The organism is Cohnella lupini (assembly GCF_003386205.1).
Classification (GTDB): domain Bacteria; phylum Bacillota; class Bacilli; order Paenibacillales; family Paenibacillaceae; genus Cohnella; species Cohnella lupini.
Map to the genome: position 1 here is coordinate 55,666 of NZ_QRDY01000014.1, position 24,041 is coordinate 79,706.

24 protein-coding genes and 1 riboswitch are annotated in these 24,041 nt (G+C 50.0%); of the genes, 15 read left to right on the top strand and 9 right to left on the bottom strand.

From position 1 onward, the window contains the following. Window positions 1-22 precede the first annotated feature (22 nt). The 4 genes from DFP95_RS20135 to DFP95_RS20150 all read left to right on the top strand — a co-directional run bounded on the left by DFP95_RS20135 (window position 23) and on the right by DFP95_RS20150 (window position 4,189). A complete protein-coding gene (locus tag DFP95_RS20135) occupies window positions 23-1,207 on the top strand; it encodes an acetyl-CoA C-acyltransferase (protein WP_115994489.1) in 1,185 nt (394 codons plus the stop codon). Between the two features lie 20 nt (window positions 1,208-1,227). Then, window positions 1,228-3,009, top strand: coding sequence for an acyl-CoA dehydrogenase family protein (locus DFP95_RS20140; protein ID WP_115994490.1), 1,782 nt, complete (start codon window positions 1,228-1,230; stop codon window positions 3,007-3,009). A 23-nt stretch (window positions 3,010-3,032) separates the two neighbouring features. Beyond that, entirely contained in the window at window positions 3,033-3,455 is a 423-nt protein-coding gene (locus DFP95_RS20145; RefSeq protein WP_115994491.1) for a PaaI family thioesterase, read from the top strand. A gap of 113 nt (window positions 3,456-3,568) precedes the next feature. Then, a riboswitch (cyclic di-GMP riboswitch) is annotated at window positions 3,569-3,659 on the top strand. Between the two features lie 68 nt (window positions 3,660-3,727). Continuing rightward, window positions 3,728-4,189, top strand: a complete 462-nt coding sequence (locus tag DFP95_RS20150) for a chemotaxis protein CheX (RefSeq protein WP_115994492.1) — start codon at window positions 3,728-3,730, stop codon at window positions 4,187-4,189. Window positions 4,190-4,260: 71 nt separating this feature from the next. On the opposite strand, the gene DFP95_RS20155 is transcribed toward DFP95_RS20150, so the two are convergent. Then, window positions 4,261-6,228: a sensor histidine kinase gene (locus DFP95_RS20155; protein WP_115994493.1), complete on the bottom strand. Its 1,968-nt coding sequence runs from the start codon at window positions 6,226-6,228 to the stop codon at window positions 4,261-4,263. A gap of 229 nt (window positions 6,229-6,457) precedes the next feature. On the opposite strand from DFP95_RS20155, the gene DFP95_RS20160 reads away from it, so the two are divergent. Continuing rightward, entirely contained in the window at window positions 6,458-7,162 is a 705-nt protein-coding gene (locus DFP95_RS20160) for a DUF421 domain-containing protein (RefSeq protein ID WP_115994494.1), read from the top strand. A 101-nt stretch (window positions 7,163-7,263) separates the two neighbouring features. Next, window positions 7,264-7,488, top strand: coding sequence for an alpha/beta-type small acid-soluble spore protein (locus DFP95_RS20165; protein ID WP_115994495.1), 225 nt, complete (start codon window positions 7,264-7,266; stop codon window positions 7,486-7,488). 128 nt (window positions 7,489-7,616) lie between these two features. On the opposite strand, the gene DFP95_RS29710 is transcribed toward DFP95_RS20165, so the two are convergent. Next, window positions 7,617-7,826 (bottom strand): putative holin-like toxin, encoded by a 210-nt coding sequence (locus DFP95_RS29710; RefSeq protein WP_342768270.1) that lies wholly within the window; start codon window positions 7,824-7,826, stop codon window positions 7,617-7,619. A gap of 268 nt (window positions 7,827-8,094) precedes the next feature. On the opposite strand from DFP95_RS29710, the gene DFP95_RS20170 reads away from it, so the two are divergent. Next, on the top strand, window positions 8,095-8,538 hold the full coding sequence (locus tag DFP95_RS20170) for a hypothetical protein (protein ID WP_115994496.1): 444 nt from the start codon (window positions 8,095-8,097) through the stop codon (window positions 8,536-8,538). 457 nt (window positions 8,539-8,995) lie between these two features. Here the strand turns inward: DFP95_RS20170 and DFP95_RS20180 are convergent, their stop codons facing one another. Continuing rightward, window positions 8,996-9,205: a DUF3185 family protein gene (locus tag DFP95_RS20180; protein WP_115994498.1), complete on the bottom strand. Its 210-nt coding sequence runs from the start codon at window positions 9,203-9,205 to the stop codon at window positions 8,996-8,998. A 133-nt stretch (window positions 9,206-9,338) separates the two neighbouring features. On the opposite strand from DFP95_RS20180, the gene DFP95_RS29460 reads away from it, so the two are divergent. Beyond that, a complete protein-coding gene (locus DFP95_RS29460; RefSeq protein ID WP_115994499.1) occupies window positions 9,339-9,809 on the top strand; it encodes a WGxxGxxG family protein in 471 nt (156 codons plus the stop codon). A gap of 50 nt (window positions 9,810-9,859) precedes the next feature. Here DFP95_RS29460 and DFP95_RS20190 read toward each other — a convergent pair whose 3' ends face one another. Next, a complete protein-coding gene (locus DFP95_RS20190; protein ID WP_115994500.1) occupies window positions 9,860-10,432 on the bottom strand; it encodes a xanthine phosphoribosyltransferase in 573 nt (190 codons plus the stop codon). 86 nt (window positions 10,433-10,518) lie between these two features. Next, window positions 10,519-11,052 carry a type 1 glutamine amidotransferase domain-containing protein gene (locus DFP95_RS20195; protein WP_115994501.1) on the bottom strand — a complete coding sequence of 178 codons (534 nt, stop codon included), beginning with the start codon at window positions 11,050-11,052 and terminating at the stop codon, window positions 10,519-10,521. A 291-nt stretch (window positions 11,053-11,343) separates the two neighbouring features. On the opposite strand from DFP95_RS20195, the gene DFP95_RS29715 reads away from it, so the two are divergent. The 3 genes from DFP95_RS29715 (at window position 11,344) to DFP95_RS20210 (ending at window position 13,788) form a co-directional block, all read left to right on the top strand. Beyond that, entirely contained in the window at window positions 11,344-11,946 is a 603-nt protein-coding gene (locus DFP95_RS29715) for a LacI family DNA-binding transcriptional regulator (RefSeq protein ID WP_342768266.1), read from the top strand. Further along, window positions 11,921-12,400 (top strand): substrate-binding domain-containing protein, encoded by a 480-nt coding sequence (locus DFP95_RS29720; RefSeq protein ID WP_342768271.1) that lies wholly within the window; start codon window positions 11,921-11,923, stop codon window positions 12,398-12,400. The genes DFP95_RS29715 and DFP95_RS29720 overlap by 26 nt, the downstream gene beginning before the upstream one ends. A gap of 557 nt (window positions 12,401-12,957) precedes the next feature. Beyond that, a complete protein-coding gene (locus DFP95_RS20210; RefSeq protein ID WP_115994539.1) occupies window positions 12,958-13,788 on the top strand; it encodes a divergent polysaccharide deacetylase family protein in 831 nt (276 codons plus the stop codon). Here the strand turns inward: DFP95_RS20210 and DFP95_RS20215 are convergent. Next, on the bottom strand, window positions 13,773-14,441 hold the full coding sequence (locus DFP95_RS20215) for an N-acetylmuramoyl-L-alanine amidase (RefSeq protein ID WP_245987772.1): 669 nt from the start codon (window positions 14,439-14,441) through the stop codon (window positions 13,773-13,775). The two genes, DFP95_RS20210 and DFP95_RS20215, sit on opposite strands and share 16 nt — an antisense overlap. Before the next feature lie 165 nt (window positions 14,442-14,606). Here DFP95_RS20215 and DFP95_RS20220 point away from each other — a divergent pair, with 165 nt between their 5' ends. Then, complete coding sequence (locus DFP95_RS20220) at window positions 14,607-14,837, top strand: YqzE family protein (protein WP_115994503.1); 231 nt, start codon at window positions 14,607-14,609, stop codon at window positions 14,835-14,837. Between the two features lie 29 nt (window positions 14,838-14,866). Here DFP95_RS20220 and DFP95_RS20225 read toward each other — a convergent pair whose 3' ends face one another. The 3 genes from DFP95_RS20225 to DFP95_RS20235 form a co-directional block, all read right to left on the bottom strand. Beyond that, window positions 14,867-15,784 carry a hypothetical protein gene (locus DFP95_RS20225; RefSeq protein WP_115994504.1) on the bottom strand — a complete coding sequence of 306 codons (918 nt, stop codon included), beginning with the start codon at window positions 15,782-15,784 and terminating at the stop codon, window positions 14,867-14,869. Window positions 15,785-15,972: 188 nt separating this feature from the next. After that, window positions 15,973-16,857, bottom strand: a complete 885-nt coding sequence (locus DFP95_RS20230) for a YqhG family protein (RefSeq protein WP_115994505.1) — start codon at window positions 16,855-16,857, stop codon at window positions 15,973-15,975. Beyond that, window positions 16,854-18,527, bottom strand: a complete 1,674-nt coding sequence (locus DFP95_RS20235; protein WP_115994541.1) for a DEAD/DEAH box helicase — start codon at window positions 18,525-18,527, stop codon at window positions 16,854-16,856. Before DFP95_RS20235 ends, DFP95_RS20230 begins: the two co-directional genes overlap by 4 nt. Window positions 18,528-18,993: 466 nt before the next feature. Here DFP95_RS20235 and DFP95_RS20240 point away from each other — a divergent pair, with 466 nt between their 5' ends. The 3 genes from DFP95_RS20240 to DFP95_RS20250 all read left to right on the top strand — a co-directional run bounded on the left by DFP95_RS20240 (window position 18,994) and on the right by DFP95_RS20250 (window position 23,961). After that, window positions 18,994-21,579, top strand: coding sequence for an adenosylcobalamin-dependent ribonucleoside-diphosphate reductase (locus DFP95_RS20240; protein ID WP_115994506.1), 2,586 nt, complete (start codon window positions 18,994-18,996; stop codon window positions 21,577-21,579). Between the two features lie 400 nt (window positions 21,580-21,979). After that, complete coding sequence (locus DFP95_RS20245) at window positions 21,980-23,284, top strand: sensor histidine kinase (protein WP_181907539.1); 1,305 nt, start codon at window positions 21,980-21,982, stop codon at window positions 23,282-23,284. Further along, window positions 23,281-23,961 carry a response regulator gene (locus DFP95_RS20250; protein ID WP_115994508.1) on the top strand — a complete coding sequence of 227 codons (681 nt, stop codon included), beginning with the start codon at window positions 23,281-23,283 and terminating at the stop codon, window positions 23,959-23,961. Before DFP95_RS20245 ends, DFP95_RS20250 begins: the two co-directional genes overlap by 4 nt. Window positions 23,962-24,041 lie beyond the last annotated feature (80 nt).

The following is a 24,041-nucleotide window of genomic DNA, read 5'->3' on the forward strand; positions in this document are numbered from 1 at the left end:
ATAGGAGGAGAGGTGACTAGCAATGAGAGAAGCCGTTATCGTTGCCGCCGTTAGAACTCCGGTAGGAAGGGCCAAGAAAGGAAGCCTTATTCATACTCGGGCCGAGGATCTCGGGAAAATCGTTTTGCAGGCCGTGATCGATCGTGCTCCGGGCGTAAAGAAGGAGGACGTGGAGGATATCATCATCGGATGCGCGATGCCTGAAGGGGAGCAAGGCTTGAACTTCGCCCGGATCATGTCGTTATACGCCGGATTTCCTACGTCCGTTCCGGCGTTAACCATCAACCGGTTCTGCTCCTCCGGACTGCAATCGATCGCCTTCGCTGCGGAACGAATCTTAGCTGGAAGCGCGGACATCATCATTGCCGGCGGAGTGGAAAGCATGAGCCATGTCCCCATGACGGGGTTCAAGCCCTCGCCGCATCCGTCCATCGTAGAGGAGATGCCCCAAGTCTATATCGGGATGGGTCATACGGCAGAGAATGTCGCCGATCGGCATGGGATATCGAGAGAGGACCAAGACAAGTTCGCGGCTTCGAGTCACTGGAAAGCGGCGGCAGCGTTGGATTCAGACGTGTTTCGCGACGAAATCATAGCGGTTAGCACAGTGTTGAGAGGCTTCGGCGACGATGGAAAGCTTTGGGTGAAGCCGATCGTTCTAGAGAAGGACGAAGGGGTACGAGCGGATACTACGCCCGAGGTTCTAGCAAAGCTGAAGCCTGCGTTTAAGGCTGGCGGGAGCGTTACGGCAGGCAATACCTCGCAAGTGAGCGACGGAGCGGCAGCGGTACTGGTCATGAGCAGGGAAAAGGCGGAAGAGCTTGGACTAAAGCCGCTCGCGAGCTTCAAATCCTTCGCGTTAGCCGGCGTGGACCCCGAACTCATGGGGGTCGGCCCGGTAAAGGCGATTCCTAAAGCGCTGCAACGGGCGGGTCTTACTCTCGCGGACATCGGATTGTTCGAGATTAACGAAGCCTTCGCCTCGCAATGCTTGCATATCATTCGGCAATTGGAGCTGGACGAGAGCAAGGTCAACGTTAACGGCGGAGCGATCGCGTTGGGTCATCCGCTCGGCTGCACGGGCACGAAGCTTACGACGAGCTTGATCCATGAGCTGCGTCGACGCGGCGGAGGTTATGGCGTGGTGTCGATGTGCATCGGCGGCGGAATGGGCGCGGCCGGCGTGTTCGAAGTATATCCTGAATAGAGGAAGAGGAGATGCGCAGGATGGCAAAATCAGCGGATAAAGGAATCGGCGGAAGCTTCATTATCGACGATATCGATTTTCTCTCGATCGTTACTCCCGATGAATGGACGGAAGAGCAGCGCATGATCGCGGAGATGACGTCGGACTTCGTGGAGGGAGAAATCGTTCCGGTCGACGAAGAGCTCGAAAAGCTGGACTACGAGCTTACGGTTAAGCTAATGAGAAAAGCCGGCGAGGTCGGACTGCTCGGAGCGGATGTACCGGAAGCTTACGAGGGTCTCGGATTAGATAAGGTGAGCTCGACGCTGATCAGCGAAAGATTATCCAAAGCCTCCTCGTTCGCGCTTACCATCGGCGCGCACGTAGGCATCGGGACCTTACCTATCGTATACTTCGGGACAACGGACCAGAAGACGAAGTATTTGCCGGATCTAGCGGCTGGCAGGAAGATTGCGGCTTACTGCTTGACGGAGCCCTCATCGGGCTCGGACGCGCTTGGGGCGAAGACGACCGCCGTCCTATCGGAAGACGGCAAGCACTACGTACTTAACGGAGCGAAGCAATTCATCACGAATGCCGGCTTCGCGGATATCTTCATCGTCTATGCGAAGGTAAACGGCAATGAGTTCAGCACCTTTATCGTAGAGAGAACGATGGGCGGCGTAAGCTTCGGACCCGAAGAGAAGAAGATGGGGATTAAAGGCTCCTCAACGCGCCCGCTTATTCTCGAGGACGTCAAGGTTCCGGCGGAGAACTTGCTCTGGGAAGTCGGCAAAGGACACTTGATCGCGTTCAATATATTGAACATCGGCCGTTTCAAGCTGGCTTCCGGCTGCTTGGGAGCTTCCAAGCAAGCGATAGAGCTGAGCGCCAAGTATGCCAATCAGCGCACGCAATTCGGCAAGCCCATCTCCTCATTCCCGCTGGTCGGCAAGAAGCTCGCCGAAATGAATATTCGGGCTTACGTGCTGGAAAGCATGGTTTACCGTACCGCCGGCTTAATGGACGCAAGGCTCGGCCAAATCGATCACGACAGTCCGGAAGCCGGCGTCCAGTCGGCCAAAGCGATCGCGGAGTATGCGATCGAATGCTCCATCAACAAGGTATTCGGTTCGGAAGCGTTGGATTTCGTTGCGGACGAAGGGGTACAAATACACGGCGGCTATGGCTTTATTCAGGAATACAAGATCGAACGGATTTATCGGGACTCGCGCATCAACCGGATTTTCGAAGGGACGAACGAAATCAATCGGCTGCTCATTCCCGGAACGCTGATCAAACGCGCCATGAAAGGCGAGCTTCCGCTGCTTCAGAAAGCGAAAGCGCTCCAGTCCGAGCTGTTGCAATACGTGCCGGGTCAAACATTCGAAGGCGTTCTAGAGGAAGAGGAGCATCTCGTAGCGACGGCGAAGAAGATTTTCCTCATGGCGGGAGGAGCAGCCGTTCAGAAATATCAATTGAAGCTGGAGCAGGAGCAAGAAGTGCTTAGCCTGCTGGCGGATATGATGATTCAGATCTTCGCCATGGAAAGCGCCTTGCTGCGCACGCAGAAACGGATCAGCAAGCAGGGAGAGCAGAAAGCGGCCACGGCTTCCCTGATGACCCGTATTTTCGTCCACGAAGCTTTCGAGAATATCGAAGCGTTCGCCAAAGAAGCATTATCGGCCATTGATGACGGAGACGCATTGCGTACGCAGCTCTCGGTGCTTAAGAAGTTAACCCGTCGCACGGCATGGAATACGATACAAGCCAAACGCCAGATCGCAGCTCAGGTTATTCAATCGGAGAAATTCGCGTACTAGCCAGAGGGGAAGGAGGAACGGAAATGGATTCGACGAACGGACGGAGCAGAATGGAACAGCTGGCGGAAATCGCGCGGAATACGTTCTGGGGTCATGTCGGATGCGAGCTGGAATATATGGACGAGACGAAAGTGATCGTATCGCTCGATGTACGGGAGCATCATCTTAATCTGATCGGAATTCTGCACGGAGGAGTTCACGCGACTTTGCTGGATTCGGCTATGGGGATAATAGCAATGGCGGCAAGGCCGGGGGAAGACGTGGTGACTTCGAGCATGAACGTTCATTTCACCTCTCCGGTTAGGGTAGGGAAAGTGACGGCGATCGCCGAAATCGTGCACGTCTCCGGTAAAACGGTTACGACGCAGGCAACGCTCAGAAGCGAGAAGGATACGCTTTGTTCATTGGCTACCGCCTCGTTTAGAATCATCGAGAAGAAAATTTAACCATTTAGTATGACCTTCAACCCGTATCTTTTAACCTAAGTAATTGACAGTTTCTTCAATGAGTAGTATTGTCGAACTATAAGTCTATTTGTCGGATTACCTATTTTTTCAATAAATAGAAAAGGCACACCCGTTGAAAAACGGGGTCGCAAAGCTATAGGGGCTACAGCGCATCGAAATGCGTCAAGCCAGCCAGTTGCCGAAATAAGAAGGTGCTCAAAACCTCCTATTCGGGAGGTTTTTTATGTCTATACAAGAAAGAGTGAAAACCATTGAAAGCAGTATACATTAATTCGTTCGTTAAAGCGGCTACCCATGTATTCGAACAGTTCCAATTGCCATGTCGTGTCGGGAGCCCTTCCATCAAGAGCTCTCCATTTTCGGGACTTGAGGTATTAACTCTCGTAGGAATTACAGGCGATATACGAGGTCAAATGTATTTAGGGGGGTCAATTACGAGTCTATTGCAAATCGTTTCTTCCATGATGGGAGGGGCAACGGTCACCTCCTTGGGCGCATTGGAGCAAAGCGCGATCTCCGAATTGGCCAATATGATTTGCGGCAATGCGATGAGTCATTTCTCGCAGGAAGGCATTACATTGGATATCACTCCGCCAACCGTCATAGTAGGAACTCAAATGGAAATATCCGCGGTTAAAATGACCGTATTATCGATACCGATAACGCTGAATACAAGCGACGTTCTCGAGATGAATATCGTGTTTGAGGGCTAAATGGCATAAGATGGCTCCACAAAAAAGTCGACATCGGTAAATTACCGTTGTCGACTTTATTTCGTTTAGAATCAAACCGCGGGCAGCTTAAAGTAGAAGCGGCTGCCCTCACCAAGCTTACTCTCTATCCAGATAAGCCCATTGTGAAGGTCGACGATTTCTTTCGCAATCGCAAGCCCCAGCCCGCTTCCGCTCATCGGACTAGCCGGATCGACCTTATAGGTCCGGTTAAAGACGTTATCCGAATGTTCCGGAGAAATGCCCATTCCCTCGTCTTCTATGCATACGAGAACTTCGCCGTCGCCGGAGTTGGCTTGAAGATGAACAGTTCCTCCCTTTGGAGAAAATTTGCAAGCATTGTGCACGAGATTGGCAATTACGCGCCGTATTTCGTGAGAATGGATCGTAATCACGAGCTGAGGATCCACGGCAACCGTAGATTTATATTGTAATCCGTCGCTATGAATCTGAGAGGAGAACGAATCGAATTCTTGCGCAATCCAATCGGCGAAGCGGATCGATTTGGCGGATGATCTTTCCTTAGCTTGCTCGAGGCGACTTAATTCGAATAGATTATCAATGAACGTATTAATGTAGAGAACCTTGGTATACATGGTTTTGAGAAATCTGTCGTTCCCTTCGGGGGCGATTTCCACGCCGCGGATCATCGCTTGGATTCCGCCTTGCACGATCGTAAGCGGCGTTCGAATATCATGGGAGATGTTCTGAAGCAGCTCGTTGCGGGCTTGTTGAATTCGTTCGTTAACCTTGATCTGCTGAAGAGCGTTTTCTTTATCTATGCGGTTCTGCCTTACTTGATAGGATAGAGCAATCGAGAACATGATGAATTCGGCAATGGAGCCTAATTGAAATCCATAGTGGGTTAAGAAGCTTTCTTGCATCAAGCTAAACGTATTCAAGATCGTAGGCATGGCTAGTCCAAGGAAAGGAATCGCCGCCAGAACGACGTAGCGAGCCGCTAGATTTCCTCTGTACATACTCCATGCCGTACTGATGATAAGGAGTATGGCAAACGCCGATTCGTATAAGATGGCTAAGGTTTCATATCCGGGAAAGTGAAACAAGGAAGCGATCAAAATTAGAGGTGACGCGATATTGAGTATCCGGTATATGATGAGCATGCGCGGAGCATATACTTCCAATTGCAGTATTTTGCCAAGAAACAAGAGTCCGAACCAGAGGCAGGCAATGAAGAAAAAGTAGTCAATGCCTTCGTAATTACCGAATACGCTTAGCAGGAAGGCCAATAATCGACTTTCCTTTCCAAGCAATTCCTGAAGTAATCCGTTCCATACGAGCTGTGAAACGCTGAAACACAATATGTAAAGGGAGTAATATAAATAGGCTTTGATTCTATTGAAAATAAATAGCGATAGCATGTATGCCGCCATCATCAGCACGAATCCGTAATACAGACCGAAAAACAAATAATCGTTTTTAAGATTAACTAGAAAGGAATGGTTATCCATTAATTCGATCGGGATAATCATCGAACCGTTAATGACGATTTTCATATAGATGACGACCGGGTCGTTCGCGGGCAAATGGAGATAAGAAGAGGGGAAATGCTCGTCCGCTTTCTCGATGATCCTAGGCGGGGCGGCTCCGGCGGATTTTCCGTCCAATATGTACAATTCAAACTGCTCGATAACCGAATTGTTCAGGCGAATGACCCATTGCTCAAGCGGAGATTGATTAATGACCGTCGTCCTGATCCAATAGGTACCTGCAGTCAATCCGAATGCGGACTTGCCAAATGCGGGTTGAAATCGCGTAGCCACTTCGGGTGTTTGAATATCCGCAAGCTTCCTCTTGCCATCCTCGTCTACGAAAACATCCATCCGATCATTCACGGAATAGATGCCTTCATTTTCATGCAATACGATTTCATTGGCGGTTGTCGGAGCATACGGCGTTGGCGCGAATAACATCCAAACGATCGATACCCCGCAAATAAGCATGAAAATGGATAGGACAAAAAACCAATTATGCCCAATAATCGTTTTATTGCTCACCATCCCGCATTGTTCCTCCCGGTATGTCTCTTGTCCCTATCTTTTACGACAAAAAACGACGATATTTTGCTAATTGTAACATTATTACCGAAAAAAATGCCATCTCTATCCAACAACACCAACATTTTTGTAGAGCCGATACTCGTCTTGGATAAATCGCCATATCCGCACAGATATTAGGAGGATGATTTTCACGCGTGCAAAGAGAAAACTAGGAGGGAGTGCATTCGTCTTGCCCGTATATATCGAAGTGGGGATTAGAACGATAATCGCGATTGTATTGGTCATCGTTATCGCCCGGTTGCTGGGCAAACAAGCGATATCTCAGATGGGTTACTTCGATTTCGCGTTCGTCATCCTATTGGGAACGATTGCGGGTAATCTTTCTTTCAACATCAAAATACATACAGGCATATTTATCGCTTCGATACTCACGTTCACCTTGTGCGTATTCCTGTTGTCCTTGCTTGCCCTTAAATTCAGAAGTTCAAGAAAGTGGATCTCGGGGAAACCGACGATTGTGATCGAAAAAGGGAAAATTCTCGAAGAGAACCTGAAGCGGATTTATTTTACGTTGGATACGTTAAACCAAGAGTTAAGGCTGAAAGACTGCTTTAATATCGAGGAAGTAGAATACGCCGTGCTGGAGTTAAACGGTAAGCTGTCAATTCTGAAAAAGCCCGAGTTTCAACAGCTTGTAAAAAAAGACTTTTCGATCGCGACTCAACCGACGTCTTTTCCCGTCGAGCTAATCATGGAGGGGGAAACGGTGAAGGCGAATCTGAAGGACAACGCTTTGAATGAATGGCTCGACTCGGAGCTTAAGAAGCATGGCCTCGCCATACCGGATATCTTCTATGCCGTTAGGAGCTCTAACGGAAATTTCTATTGGGATGTATATAAGGACCGTATCCCGAATCCCGTCGACGAGGAGTAGTTCGTAGAAAGTGGGTTCGTTGCATGAATTTGCGTTAAATCGATGCATAACGTGGAGTTTGAAGAAGCATAATACGCGGTAAATACTGGAGGTGATAATGAATGGCAAACAGAAACAGCAACCAAAACGTTGTTCCGCAAGCTCAAAAAGGCTTGGCTCAATTGAAATACGAAGCCTGTCAAGAGCTCGGAATTTCAATGCCTCAGGATGGCTATTACGGAAGCATGCTGACTAAGGATACGGGGCGCATCGGAGGCAACATTACCCGTCGTCTCGTACAAATCGCCGAGCAACAATTAGCGGGACAAACAAGTCAATTCAGATAACGGACGGAGCGGGAGGCTTAAAGCCTTCTGCTCTTTTTTTCTGATAACGATGTTATTATAAAAAAAAAACAACTTGTAACTGGTGATTTGTTCATTATTGCAGACTAGGGCAACTGTCGCGTGGCGGACTATTTCCTCTTATCAATATAAGTTAACAATGTGAGTATAAACACCCCAAAAGCAAACATTATCGTAAGAGATTGAAAAATATCCATAACAGCTTCCTCCTTTTTTTTGAAAGCTGAGTCACCACTTACAAGTTGTAAATCTATTATATGACATTTGGTTAATAATGGAAGTGAGAACAGAACTATTTTTATTGCGCTATTTTTCAACATCGTTCGAGATTGATGAAGCGCTTCCAAACGAATATTTCGAGCAAGAGTCGCAGAAAATCAAAGTTATTAGGATGTTAGTGATAAAATAGGAAAATAATAGGGAAATCGATTTGTTGATAGAAATGTCCAACTGATCCCGAACATTGGGAAGAACTGTGGCTTAGCAATAGCGGAATATTAAAGAAATAGACATGGACTTGGTTAATATGGACAAACCCTATCGCATCCGCTTCCATAGATTGAATTATTACAATCTAAAGGAGGAGTTATGTTGATTAGGAAAAAACCAGTAGCGAAAAGAGTGGGGACGAAAGCGGTAAACCCCTTTCTGGAACTGTTTGCGGGAACGAATTTTACCGGTACGTCCAGAAGATTACGGGGTAGTCTTGGAATTCGGAATTTGACCTCCGTCGGCTTGAACAACACGATAGAGAGTCTTAGGTTTACCACGGCCGCGGGATTGACGGGAACAGTCGTATTATTCGAGGGAACCGGCTATTCGGGCGATTTCGTTAAATTCAATCCAACCGCGAGCATACCGGATCTCTCCGTACTGAATTTCGACAACCAAGCATCGTCTCTCGTGGTTTCCTCGCTGGCACTGTCGGATGCCGAGATTGCTACGATTCAAGAAAGCGGAACGGATCTGGCGGAGGTTCTTCGGAAGATCCGCGCGGCTAGAGCGCGCCGCGGCGGGCGCAGAGGCAGGTAAGCGGGAATCGAATTTCGTTAGAATGAAAATGGGACTTGCCTTCGACGGCAAGTCCCATTTTGCTTCAGAAATCAGGAAATCTTGAGAAATGCAAAGAAATGTCCCGCCGACCGCTAAGGTCCGGCGAGACATAAGCTTAGCTATTATGAATTAATAACCTGCGCGCAAGATGATTACCAAGAGGACGAAAAGTACAAGTGCGAATGCAGCGGCACCCATTCCGCCACCACCAACGCCGCAACCTTCACCTGCAACAGGGTATCCCATGTCTATCACCACCGTGCGTTTATTGTGACGATAGGTCACGTAAGTAGCTTATGTCGAGATCAATATATGGACAGTACAAATACCCAGATGAGCCGAAAATCAGGCTAATACATAGAAGAAAAGCCTCGACTGGCACGAATGATCGCGTCCTGCCGAGGCTTAATGCATATCCAGCCGCAACCTAAACCGGTTAAGGTTGTTTTTTCTGCTTTAATTGGGCTTTCAGCAATTTATAGCGTTGCAAGCCGCTTATTCCCAAGACGAGACCGGCGGCCAGAAGTACCGTGCCGAGCAATTTATTAACGGTGATGATATCGACGATTCCGAAGACCACAAGTATGAGGCCGAGCATGGAGATGACAAGCGGATTCGTTTGTTTCGGTTTGGGCTGTTGGCTCAATTGGGCACCTCATTGAAATTGTGACGTAGTATTCTCCTCAAAGTATACCTGAAATGGGTAACCTCTGCAGAATATTTTGATTTCGCGGGGACACCTTATGGGGGTAAACAAATCAAACGAGGAGGGTTTCAATTTGAGAAAGCTTCTGGCTGGCTTGACGGTGTTCGCGAGTTTGTCGTTGGTACTGATGGTTCCTGCATATGCGCAGAATACCAACAGTACGCCCTACAGTAATCATCCTTATACGACATTGACCGACGGCGGGCCGGTAACGGGTACCAGTAACGGAATCGGCTCCACTTACGGTACGAACGGCATGAACGGAACGACCGACGGCAGAATCAACAAAAACAGTACGACGTACGGTAAGACGGGAACCTACGGCTCGAACAGGATGTACGGCACGAACGGGACCTACGGCGCCTACGATACGACGAGGGCGAGAATGAACAGCGTTGGCACGGATATGACCAAGCGTACGAACAACACTGTCAGGGCTTTGGAAACGACGACCAAGAGAGACTTCGACTGGGGTTGGTTAGGCTTGCTCGGCTTAATCGGATTAGCCGGCATGCGCAGCAGAAACCGCGACGAAGCTCGTTAAGTAAGCAATGCGTAGGTACGGGAATCGATCCCGCACCTACGCATTTTCGTTTATTCGGCGAACTCGACCGTGCCGTTCGCAAGCGATGACACGCGAGCTAAGGATTCGACCCGGTAGCCTAGCTCCTTGAGCTTGCCCGAACCGTTCTGGAACGCTTTTTCGATGACGATACCGATACCGGTGACGCTCGCACCGGCCTGTTCGACTATTCTGGCCATGGCTAACGCGGCTTCGCCGTTCGCGAGGAAATCGTCGATGATTAGCACGCGATCGTTCGGAGACAGGAATTTCTTAGAGATGGACACTTCGCTTTCTTCCATCTTCGTGAAGGAGTAGACCTTCTCCGTATATAAGCCGTCTTGAAGCGTTAATGATTTTCTTTTTCTGGCAAAAATAACCGGAACGCCAAGCTCGAGACCCGCCATCACCGCGGGAGCGATGCCCGACGATTCAATGGTCACGATCTTCGTGACTTCGTCCTCCCCGAACCGGTTTGCGAACGTCCTTCCGATTTCCTGCATGAGCAAGGGATCGATCTGATGGTTAAGGAAAGAATCGACCTTCAACACTTGCTCGCTAAGAACGATTCCTTCATCTATGATTATCCTCTTCAGCATTTCCATACCCGCGCCCCCTTTTCTAACATTTTAACACTAGCGAGGACGTTCCGGGACTGCTATTTCGGCATAACATTGAACGATTCGAACAATTAATAAGCGGCTACGCCAAGCTTATCTATCGTTGCCTGGATGAACGCCGGCTCGTCGCCCGGATCTCGGGACGTGATCAGATGCTCGTCCACGACGACTTCACGGTTAACGAAATGACCTCCCGCTTGCTCGATTTCCTCCGCAATCCCCGCATAACCGGTCAGCGTTCTGCCTTCCAGCACTCCTGCGGTAATGAGCAATTGCGGTCCGTGGCAGATCGCGGATATGGTAATGCCTTTCTTGTCGGCTTCTTGCACGAACTTAACCATATCCTTGCTTCGGCGAAGGACGGCGGGCGAACCGCCTCCCGGTATAATTACGGCATCGTAATCGGATGCCTCTGCTTGTCTCGCCGAGAGGTGGGACGTATAACGGACGCTGCCTTTCTTGTCGGCTATTTCAATACCTTTCCGCAAACCGATTATGACGGCTTCGTGGCCGTTCTTCGTAATCGCGTCGTAGGGATTCGTCATCTCGGACTCCTCGTAACCGTTTGCAAGCAGGAACGCGACTTTCTTGACGGGAAGTTTCATGCGAACTTCACTCCTTTCGAAGTCGAACTAAAGGTTTATAGTTATTACCCGAAACCGGACAGAAGTAACCGTTAGCATTTGTTAGCATAAAATTATGATAAGCTGGATATCGAATACCTAAGGTGGCTTGCTTTCGCGGCGAGTTCACCGTTTGTTGCCTATGGACGGAGGACTGATGGCATGAGAAGGTTGCTGCGAAAGTGCCGCTAACGAAATGGTTGTGTTATGATAACAAAAGATTTTGTTATTATGCTATCGTCAGCTGTTCTAATGAGCGGAGTGGAACCATACATGTCGAAAACAGTAACGATGCAGCAAATCGCCGATCACGTGAACGTTTCCAAATTCGCCGTATCCAAAGCCCTTTCCGGTAAATCCGGGGTGAGCCCGGACACGCGAGAGAAAATCATTCGCGCGGCTACCCAACTCGGCTATTTCGTTCAGAAGCGCAATAAGCCGGTTGTAATCAGGAGCGTGCCCAGTCGGCCTCCGTCCGGGGATCGCAATACGATTATCGTGCTCATTCCGAACGTTCGGGAACAAACCAGGCAATCCGCGTTCTGGGGACGGATCATAGATGGCATTACGACCGGGCTGGAAGAGAATCACCTGGGCATGATGATCGTAACGGAGCATATTACCGACAACTTCACGAAGCTGGTCAATCCGGACGCGGTGCTGGGGCTGGTTGGCGTAGGACTGATATCCAATCAACTGCTGCTAGATGTTCGCAATCTTGGCATCCCGTTCGTGCTCGTCGATCATGAGGATTCGTTGATTCCGTCCGATGTATTGTTCATGAACAATTACGAGCGTTCGCAGAGCGACGAATTATTTGCTCGGCAGCGGACATCGCAAGCTGCAATTCGTGGGAGATATTCGGTATTCGCGTAGCTTCCACGATCGTTGGCTCGGCTTCCGGTCCATGCTGGAGGAACAGGACGTGGAGCTGGAGCAAAACAGGGAATTGCTCGAGCTTAAAGGCATTAACCGATCGGAGATGACCGAGGAGCTCGATCGCATTCTGAAGGACATGCAGCAATCGGAACGGATGCCGACGTCGTTCGTGTGCGCCAACGATTCGATCGCGATATGCGTCATGACTGTACTCATGCGCCTCGGAATCGACGTGCCGAGCCAATGCTCGGTGTTCGGATTCGATAATATCGAGGACGCAGGTTTATCTTCGCCGACTTTGAGCACGGTGCACGTGAACAAGGAAGCGCTCGGACAACGTTCGGTAGAGACGCTCCTATGGCGAATCGCCCATCCCGACGGTCCGAAGGAGAAAATTCTGCTCGCGGGGGATTTTGTCCTGCGGGAATCGACGACCGCGGCCCCTCAGTAATTATTTGATGCGATAATTAAACCCGTTGCCGTTCAACGGGTTTTTTGCGTTGCTCGAAGTGTCTTAACTTATCGGCCGAAATAAGGAGGCGTAGCCGCTTTAAACCGACTTGAAGTGCCTCGACGGCCGAAATAAGGCGGCGTAGCCGCTTTAAACCGACTCGATATGCCTCGACGGCCGAAATAAGGAGGCGTAGCCGCTTTAAACTGACTTGAAGTGCCTCGACGGCCGAAATAAGGAGGCGTAGCTGCTTTAAACCGACTTGAAATGCTCGACGGCCGAAATAAGGCGGAATGGTCGATTTACGCTCCGCTCGGTTCTTATGTGAATTCCCGGGACTTCATGCCGGCGACAAATCTTAAAGTTCCGCAATTGGCCGAATTCCAATCGTTTCAATCATACGCTTCTCGAATTCGTGGGTCCGGCGAGATAACGCTTTCATGGAGAAGTCATATCGTGCGAGAGTCACGTCGAGTACATAAATTTTACCAAATAGGAGGATACTTATAGGAAGCGGGAAAGACTCAGAGGAGGACAAGAACGTGAAAATAATCGCCATGAAAACAAGTCCATGGAGGCGAGGGGCTCTTCTAAGCGTCGGGCTGGCGCTGATCGGGGTTTTAACTGCTCAGGCTACGGTTGCCAAGGAGCCTGTCGCAACCCAAACAACCCCACGGCAAATCGCGGTCGTCATCGACGATTTCGGCAACGGAATGAAGGGAACGAATCAGATGCTCGAGCTCCCGATCAAGCTAACCGTCGCGGTAATGCCGTTCTTGCCTACGACGAAGCAGGATGCGGAAGCCGCGTTTCTCAAAGGCCACGACGTTATCGTGCATCTCCCGATGGAGCCGATAAGAGGGCTTCGCAGCTGGCTCGGGCCGGGTTCGATTACGACGGACTTGACGGACGAAGAGATCCGCAAGCGCGTCGAAGCGGCGATCGCCGACGTTCCGCATGCGATCGGCATGAATAATCATATGGGCTCCAAAGCGACGGCGGACAAGCGAGTCATGCGGGTTGTGCTTCAAGTGTGCAAGGAGAAAGGACTGTTCTTCCTCGATAGCCGTACCTCCTACAGAACCGTCGTACCCAAAATCGCCAAGGAAGTTGGGGTCGTCACGTTGCATAACGACGTATTTCTGGATGACGTCTATACCCAGAACCATGTGTTGCGGCAAATCGGAGTCATGAAGAAATTTCTAACGCAGAACGAGCGTTGCATCGTCATCGGCCATGTCGGTCCTCCGGGATTACATACTTCAGGCGTTCTCAAGAGCGTAATACCCGAGCTTAGTCAGAAAGCGACCTTCGTTCCCTTAACGCAACTTCTCCCATTGCCTGAACCGTTCGTGCAAGGACAACCTTTCGTTCAAGGGCAGAAATAGAGATACGCCATGATTCCGTTGGCGATGGCTGACGCTAACCGATTCTGTCCGGGAACGGATGTCAGCATCGCCCGATCGCCCGGATCGTTAAGGAAAGCCATCTCCACGATTACGCTGGGAATTTGAACCCGATTAAGCAAATAGTACTGATCGGCGATTTGGGGGAGGCGATCCCTTCCCTGTTGCTGATTCAAGCTGTCTTGAATGAATTTCGCCAATAAGGCGCTTCGTCCTTCGGCTTTATGAATGACGAGAGGTCCCCTTTTTCTTTCTTTGGGAGACCAATTCACGTGTATACTCACGAACAAAGACGTCCCGATTTCATCTGACAAGCCTCTTCTTTGAGACAGATCCCGTCGATGCCTCGATCGCGTCAGGTGCCAGCGGTTGTCGTCGCTTAGCGCGTAGTCTCCCGTACGATTCAGGACGACTTTAAGTCCTTTGCTTCGTAGGAGGATGTATAGCTTACGCGAAACCGCAAGATTGATGTCCTTCTCCAATACGTCTTTCCAGAGCGTACCGCTATCGATTCCGCCGTGTCCCGCGTCGATCAACACATCGGCTGACGGCAATGCCCGCTTGACGTTAGGCGGCTCCATTTTCCATCCGGTCATCAGCAACAACGAGAATATTAGCAACACCAAACGAGTCAATGGCGCTTCGCCTCCACGTGAATTTATTATCGCCGTTCCATCTTCCGTTATCGTGGCACATTTTAACCATCCTCATGCAAACGAATGCACCGAAATCCTGCATCTTCATAAGAAGGGTTGCAATCGGGTTCAACCGGGCATGCTATAGCCAAGGAGGCGATGAGAATGGATGGCTCTGAATATTTGAAGTACGTAACGGAACAGGTCGTTAGCTACATGGACACGCCGGCGGACGAGAACGAGAAAAAGCATAAGAAAGTAAGCCGCGAGCCGTGGTTGACGAAGTGGTTCGGAGTCGCTCCGATGGGGCTTATGATGTGGTGGAACAACAGGGTGGACAAAAAGAATAAAACGCACCCGGAGGTGCGCTCATTAGATCAGAAACGTACTTTGTGATAGTCCGTCAAAGTCCGTCAATCAAACCTTTATCGATAAAATAGTCCTTTGCCCAGCAGCGACCCGAAAGGAACGTAACGCGTTCCCGCCATATCGATCGCCAAATCCAAACGGCCGTTCGACCAGCTTTGGTATCCGATTACGGGTACGGCATAGAGCATGGCTTCTCCGAACGGTTCCGTTACATAACGTAAATGGTACTCCTTGCCGTCAAGACGGCGCTGGAGGCTAGAGGCTTCTTTCGTTGAGAAAGGAGCCTCTTTGGTGAGCCAAGGCAGCCTCTCGTATGCGTCGAAAGGCTCGTTCAGCTTGCCGGATACGATGCGGGAGCCTGATTGAGGTCCCGAATATGCTGCCGCGTCCGCGGGAAACAGCTTGTGCCAAGCCGCTTCGTCGACCGGAAGCTGCTCGGCGGTTTTGGCATCGAACCAGTACGTTTCTTCGCCGATCGAGACTTCCCAGGCAGCGGCGAAAGGATGGACGTAATGCCTGGAAGTCTTGATCGATTTCAATCCCTCTGCGGGCATGAGCCCGCTTTCGATAAGGGAGTGCTTCAGCAAGGTCTCGGAGAAGAGGGGATAGGGTCCGACACCGTATTCGCCAAGCTTGAAAGTACCGTCCGTAACCGCATGAACGACCATATATCCGATATTCTTGCCGTCTTTGGTGAACAGAACCAACCAACCGTGAGTGCCGGGACCGAGCGCTTCTATTTGCGGGTCGGCGGTTTGCCATGCTTTGAACGGTTGGTGCGTCGCCAGCCGGACGACCCATTCTTCGACTTGCTTCTCGAGCTTCGAGGGAAGGCCGTTCTGCCGGGCTGGCGCCGATAAGGCCGATGTAGAGGCTGGGAACGCCGAGACGACCGATAGGGCGACTAAACACGACGCAAGCGCAACGAGTATTCGCGGTTTACGCATGCGACTCTTGCTTGGACTGAACAACATGAGGGAACCTCACCTGCAATTTGTTGGGATGGTATTCGGGAATTGCGAGCCTGCCAAGTCTTATTCCTTCTTATTGTAATGGACAAGCCTATGCCGAGACTGTTACAACGTGTCACGCCGCCGAAGGAAACCACGTTCTATTTTTGCCGAAATTCGGGATATAAGCGCTTAGTGACGCACAACGACGCCTAATCGATGCCGGGAAGGTGAAAAATACCGCAGTTCATGACGGTAACGTGGATTCGAGGCCGATATTGCCAATCGATCTCCTGCTCTCTCTGATGGAAACGAACGGTTACAGCTTCCTTCTGCTCAAGCTGGTCGGGGTGATTCATGTGCTCCAGCATCGGCTCGTAATAAAGCCGGATTCGATTCATCTCGTCCTGACGTCGACTCTCGGCCTCCTCGGCCCAGGCGAAATCGGTATTCCGCAGCTTTCTCTCCATCGTCGTCTCGAGATGGGACATTCCTTTGCGCAGCGACAGGCCGTTCTTCAAGAGATGAATGTTCGACGGCAGACGGGGAGTAAGCCGTTTATCCATCAGCGTGTCCATAAACTTCTCGTTGATAACGCCCGTGGCGAGAGAAATCCCCCAAGAGTAGATTTCTTCCCTCTTCATATCGCATTCGAACCCGACTTTGAAATTAACTCCCAGCCACGCCGTATAGGGGAGCGAGCTAAGCGGATCGACTTTGCCGCGCGGCGGCTCCTCGAACAAAGTGACGCATTTGCCTCCTTGCTGCGAGGCATCGAATAGCTGGTGCAATCTTCTTGAGCCGAAGTAGACGTCTTCCTGCACGATTCTGCCGGACTCCGTCATGACGTAAGAGACGGGGGAAGCGGAAGCTCTGTCGGCCATCGACGGATTCTCGAACGACCAGCGGAAAGTCATCGTTTCCGGATCGGCACCCGTTCGGTCGACGAAGCCCCAGTAGTACGGGCGGTTCGTCAAGGCTCGATCGGCGTTGGGCGATAGCTTCACCGTGACGTGGCTGGGGCTCTTCTCGATGAGATGGCTACCCGTTGAATCTAAAAAGGAGACGACGAATTTCTGGACTTGTTTGGTATTCATGTCGGTGTCTCCCCGTGAAGTTGATTTTTCGCCGCGAGTAGCGAGTCCGCGAGTCCGTCTATGCGTTTGCGCAATTCCTCGCCATCCGTGGATTCCAGAACCATCTGGGCCAATCGGTTCTCCAGGGAATCTTCCTTCTCAAGCTGGTGGATGATCTCGTCAAGCTCGCCGATAACCAATTCGAACATATTGATCTTCTCGTGGAGCAGGTGTACGATATGTTCTTCGATCGTTCCCAGAGTGCAAAGATTATAGATTTGCACGTCTTCCGTCTGACCCAAGCGATGCACTCTGCCGATCCTCTGTTCGACCCTCATCGGGTTCCAAGGAAGATCGAAATTGATGACGTTGTGGCAGAATTGAAGGTTAATGCCCTCGCCCCCGGCTTCGGTCGCGACCATGACTTGCGCGCGCCTTCGGAACAGGTCCATCATCCAGTCCTTCTTGCCGCGGTTCATTCCGCCGCGATAAGGGATGGCCGACAAGTCGTGTTCCTTGAAATACTTGATAAGGTAATCTTGCGTGGCGCGGTATTCCGTGAAGACGATGACCTTGTCGTTGATTCCCTGGATGAGCTCCATCGTTTTCTCGGCTTTCGTATTCGCCTTGATGCTTCGAATGAGATCTACGAGCTCCAGAATTTTGGGTCTCAGTGGAGAGTCGGGGTCCATTTTTTTGTCGAGATTGATGAGCGTGAGGAATACGGCATCGCGGCTGGAGCAGACTTCCCGCTGCAAGGTTACGAGCGAGAGCATGCTCGTCAGATCGATTCCGCTCTCGGACGTGGCGTGATTGCGGACGTAATTGGTCACTCCTTCGTAGAGGGCCATCTCGTCCGGCGAGAGACGAAGGGGAACGTTCGTCACGAACCGCTTCGTAAATTCGACGCCGCCGTCGCTGCGGCGATTGCGAATCATCACCTGGCCCAGCGCTTCGTGGAGCTTGGCTTCGTTCTTGGGAATTCTGCGGTCGGCCACGAAATTCGCGGCGAAATCGCCTTCTCCCCCTAACTGGCCGGGCTTGAGTAGCGTGATAAGGTTATAGAGCTCCGACATGTCGTTCTGCACCGGAGTCGCGGTCAGCAGGAGACAATATTTTTTGCGAAGCTCGTTGATGAATTGGTAATTGCCGGTGCGCTTGTTCTTCAGCTTATGAGCTTCGTCCACGATAATAAGATCGAATTCGCTGTCCAGCAGCATCGCGCGGTGAGGATCGCGTTTGGCCGTATCCATGGAAGCGACGACGATATCGTTGTCCCATGTATAAGCCTTTCTTTGCGCGATGGCGGGAATGTCGAATTTACTGTTTAGTTCCCGGACCCATTGCAATACTAACGAAGCGGGAACGAGAATCAGCACCTTCTTCACGAGCCCGCGAATGAGATATTCCTTCAGAATAAGACCGGCTTCGATCGTCTTGCCCAAGCCGACCTCGTCGGCTAAGATCGCGCGGCCCCGCATTTCGTGAAGGACTTTGCGAGCGGTATCGATTTGATGGGGCAACGGTTCGAAATGAGGCAGCAATGCCAAGCAACGCAGCGCGTGAAAATCCGATACGAGAGATGCTTCCTCCGCCTCCAACGCAAGCTGATACATCGACCAATCATCCCAAGGACCGTTGCGTTCCGCTCGCCGTTCCAACTCATCGAAGGCGGAGCGGTCGACGTGCATCTCTACCAAAGGATGAAGCTTGCGCGGAGCAGGATCGGAAGAGAAGCTTGCCGGAGATTTGAATGGGGAATATACGTATGCACCATCCTCGGTTTCGGGTGCCGCGGGCAGCTCGGACAACGGTTGATCGATAGGTGAGGCCGCGCCGAACGGAGCACCGGCGGAAGAAGGGAATGGGGTTTGCAACTGTGAGTCCTCCTGGTCGACGACCGGACAATCGGCTGCCTTAACGCTCAGCCAAGAGAGTATCGCCGGATCATGTCTTTATTCGAAATTGCGTCCATTTCCTAGTATGAGCAATTGAGGAGGATTCAAAACAAAACTAAGTACAATATCCTATAGAAGCACCAGATATGGTGCGGTATAATGGTATTCGCACACAATATATTGTATAATATACATACACTAAATCGTGTTGCGAGCCGTGTGAAACGCGAAATGACTATGAGTTCGGGAGGGTACCGGATTGAAAACAATGCAGTCGAAACGGTTGGAAGGTTTGAGCGAGAAAATATTTTTGGATCGTTACGCGCGAAAGAATGCCGATACCAACGAAACGAAAGTCGGCGACATCGTACTTGCTCTTACGAAGGACGATCCTAAGTTTCCGGCAAAAGAAGTCGGGGAAGTCGTCAAGCGGGAAGGCCAAAACGTAACCGTTAAGCTTCGTAACGGAGAGTTGGTTCAATCGTCCGTAGAGAAGCTAACTTTAACTATCGAGAAGACACCGGATGAAATGTGGTCGCGACTCGCGAATGCCATGGCATCCGTAGAAGATACAGCAGAGAAGCAGAAGGAATGGTCCGAGAAGTTCCGTTGGTTGCTCGACGATTGGAAGCTCGTTCCGGGCGGACGGATCGCCGCGGGCGCGGGCGCCAGCGACGAGCTGACGTTGTTCAATTGTTACGTTATCCCTTCGCCTCATGATAGCCGGGGCGGAATCATGCAGACCTTGTCCGAGATGACCGAGATCATGGCTCGCGGAGGCGGAGTCGGCATTAATCTATCGTCTTTGCGTCCGCGTCGCGCGATCGTCAAAGGCGTAAACGGATCGTCCAGCGGCGCGGTGTCGTGGGGCGGATTGTTCAGCTACACGACCGGTTTGATCGAGCAGGGCGGAAGCCGTCGCGGGGCTTTGATGCTTATGATCAACGATTGGCATCCGGACGTTCAGGATTTCATCACGGTTAAGCAGACGATGGGTCAAGTGACGAACGCTAACCTGTCGGTGTGCGTAAGCAACGCCTTCATGCAAGCGGTCAAAGAGGATGCGAACTGGGATTTGGTATTCCCCGACGCGAAGGATCCGGATTACGATACCTTGTGGGACGGCGACTTGGAGAAGTGGAAGAAGCTGGGCAAGAACGTGACTCACTACCGTACCGTTCGGGCTCGCGAAGTGTGGAACAGTATTATCGAAGGCGCATGGAAATCGGCCGAACCTGGCGTCGTATTCATGGAATACTATAACCAGATGTCCAACAGCTGGTACTTCAATCCGATTATTTGCACGAATCCATGCGGCGAGCAAGGGCTGCCGGCATGGGGAGTATGCAACTTATCCGCCATCAATCTATCCAAATTCTACGATGAGGAAACTCATGACGTCGCATGGGATGAGCTATCGCGCGTCGTCCGTTACTCCACCCGATTCCTAGACAACGTCATCGACACGACGCCTTACCACTTCCCGGAGAACGAGAAGAACCAGAAGAACGAGCGTCGCGTAGGTCTCGGCACAATGGGATTGGCGGAGCTGATGATTCGTCTGGAAGTGCGTTACGGAAGTCCGGAGAGCTTGGAGTTCCTAGACAAGCTATACGGCTTCATGGCTCGCGAGGCCTATCTTGCGTCCACGGAGATCGCGGCGGAGAAAGGTTCTTTCCCGGCGTTCGATCTGGAGCCCTTCATGCAAAGCGGCTTCATGAAAAACATGGTCGAAACGTATCCGGAAGTCGGGGAAGCGATCGAGAAGCGCGGCATGCGCAACGTTACCGTCATTACTCAAGCCCCTACCGGCTCTACGGGAACGATGGTCGGAACATCTACGGGCATTGAGCCGTATTTCGCTTTCGAATTTTTCCGTCAAAGCCGACTCGGCTACGACAAGCAATTCGTTCCGATCGCGCAGGAATGGCAGGACGCGAACCCGGGCGAATCGCTTCCGGAATGGTTCGTCACTTCGATGGACTTGTCCGCCAAGGATCATATCCGCGCGCAAGCCGCCATTCAGCGCTGGGTGGATAGCTCCATCTCCAAGACGGCGAACTGTCCGGCCGACTTCACGGTCGAAGAGACCGCGGAGCTATACGAGCTGGCGTTCGAGCTCGGCTGCAAAGGCGTAACGATCTACCGCGACGGAAGCCGGGACGTTCAAGTGCTTAGCACGACGTCGAAGGACGAGAAGAAGGAAGAAGCGGAAGCTCCCGCAGCCGTAGCGGTTGCCGCTCCGGAAGAAAGCCCGGTGGAAACGCTGAACGCGGTGCTTAACGTAAGCGTGTCGCCGGAGCAGAAGCAAGTGTTCGATAAGCAATACAAGAGCCGTCCGAAGGTGCTTCGCGGCGCGACTTACAAATACAATACGCCGTTCGGAATGGCGTACATTACCGTGAACGACATCGACGGCACGCCAGGCGAAATTTTCTTAAACGTCGGCAAAGCCGGATCCGACGTGTTCGCGATGGCGGAAGCACTAGGACGCGTCTGCTCGCTCTTCCTTCGGTATGGAGATCACGGAAACAAAGTTCAGTTGCTCGTGAAGCATCTGAAGGGTATCGGCGGTTCCGGCGCGGTCGGCTTCGGTCCGAATCGCGTCGAATCCATCGCGGACGCGGTAGCGCAGGCATTGGAAACCCATGCCGGCATCGACGATCACGAACACGCAACGGCTACCGAGATTCCGATCGCGGCAACCAGCTACCCGATCGTTACGGAGAAGAATAAAATCACTTACACCTCGAAGGATCTGTGTCCATCCTGCGGTTCGGCCTCTCTGCTTAACGTTGAGGGATGTAAAACGTGCGGGAATTGCGGGTATAGCAAGTGTAATTGAGATGAATTAACGGCAAAAAACCCGAAATAAATAATGTGTGATATTCCATATTTAATTAGATTTGTTCCAAAATTGATTATATGAAAAACTCCACATTTCATTAGAATGTATATTTATGCATTTGACTTAACAAAAAGCGATCATTCAGGTAGTTGCTACCATGAATGATCGCTTTTTTAGAACCAAACTTTTCGTATCATTTTTCGCGGATCTTGATGGTAAATGAATCAACTATAGAGTTGATAGCTATCAACGCATGGGTGGAGGCAGGCTTGAGTGATTTTGTCTCCCTTGTGATTTAATCTTCGTAGCAGAGCGACCCACTGGTGTGGTATTATTCTTATTCGTAAGAGGGACTGAATTAATTAATTCAAAAATGAATGAGGATGCTTATTCTTTTTTGTTGCCCAGCATCAGCAAGAAATCGGCAGGACAAATACCTATTACATCCATGAATTCCTTTATTCACGACAAATACTCAACAAGAGGTGAATTTTGTGTGGCAAACTATTCAAAGTTAGAGAAGCTGAATAACCCGTCAAGTTATTTGCTTTTATCTATTCTTCGCTTGAGCTTTTTTATCATACTTAGCTGTATGTACTTATTTATTAACGATAATACTGTAGGTTGGGTAAAAGCTTTTGTTATTGTCAGTATGTTGATATTATTTATCAATCACTTTCTCTATTATTTTGCAAGCCGTACCGCGCAGGTACTCACATTAGCAGTCGTTGATACCGCGATCACAGCCCCCTATGGGTACGTATATTTGGGTGGGGATTATCCGGATCTGCTTTTTTTAGGTTTAGTAGGCTTGTTTCTTTTCATGTACATAGAAATACGTGCGGTTACCATAGTTTGGTTTATTTTCGTTCCACTCAATATCGGGATACAGATTATACTTGAACAACATGAATTCGGAAAATTTCAAATCGTTATGTACTTTGTAAGTGGAACCTTTGTCGTATTCGCCAGTTTGGTAGGCTCATTAATCCGCTATTACCGGCATGCCCGCAGCCAAACTGCTTTGTTGAATGCCGAATTAAAAAAGTCTAACCAGCAGTTGATCGAATATTCGCATAAAGTGGAGTCTTTATCAGCCAGCCGCGAGCGGATAAGGATAGCCAGAGAAATTCACGATACCGTAGGTCACAAATTGACAGCTTTACTTATGCAACTGCAGGTTGCTCGCAAGCTGCAAGAGAGTCATTCGGATCAGAGCAAGATGAGCTTCATGCATTGTGAAGAATTAGCACGTTCCGCCTTGCAAGAAATTCGGCTTTCCGTTCGCGATATGCGAGAAGACGATAATCAACGAACGATCAAGGAAATGCTCGATAGGTTAGCGGGGCAATTTGCTGAAATGACAGACATGAGAATAACGGTACAAGTCGATCAAGAATTTCCCGTTATACCGGATGCGTTACGTTTGAACTTATCGCGAATTGTACAAGAATCTTTAACCAACGCAAAAAAGCATGGAGACGCTACTGAAGCATGGGTAACTCTTCAATGCTCAGAGCAGCAAATCGAATTGAGGATTAAGGATAATGGAACGGGTAAAGCTGAGTTCGCACCAGAATTTGGATTGCTTAATATGAAAGAGCGAGTTCAAGAACATGGGGGAACCTTGCAAATTGACTCTTTTCAAGAGAAAGGTTTTAAGATTCATGTTCTTATTCCCTTTAAGAGGAAACCCCAATGATCAGAGTGATGGTTGTAGACGATCAGCGTCTCTTTCGTGAAGGATTATCGACGATTATCAGTCAAGAAACAGATATAGAAGTTATCGATACTGCGTCGAATGGAAGAGAAGCGTATGAAATAGCAATTGTCCAAAAACCAGATGTCGTTCTAATGGATATACGGATGCCTATACTGGATGGCATAGAAGGGACACGCTTAATCCGCAGTCATCTTATAGATGTAAAGGTGTTAATACTGACTACTTTCGATGATAGTGAATTGATTTTCACGGCATTGGACCAAGGCGCTCATGGCTACTTATTAAAGGATATTCCCTCGGAAGCGATCGTAAATGCGATTCACACAGTCTATTTAGGCGGAATGGTCTTCCAACCAGATATCACAAACCATTTGCTCAGCGAAAGGAAAAAGCATCAAAGCGACCATTCAATTGAAGGTGCTATTTCTCCAAGCAAGGACCCAAGAGTGGCGCTGCTCAATCTGTTATCTGACCGTGAAATACAGGTGTTGAAACTGTTAGGCCAAGGCTTGAACAATAAAGAAATAGCAGATGAGTTGATTATTACCGAGGGAACCGTAAAGAATCATGTGTCGAATGTTATTGCCAAACTGGAATTTCGTGATCGGACGCAGGTAGCGATTTTTGCAGTTAAAGAGGGTATCGTCCAACTCTGAGCATGACTAATTACATGTTACCTATGTAAATAGTATGGAAACACGTACAAGTGTACGTGTTTTTTTTGTTATAAAATCTA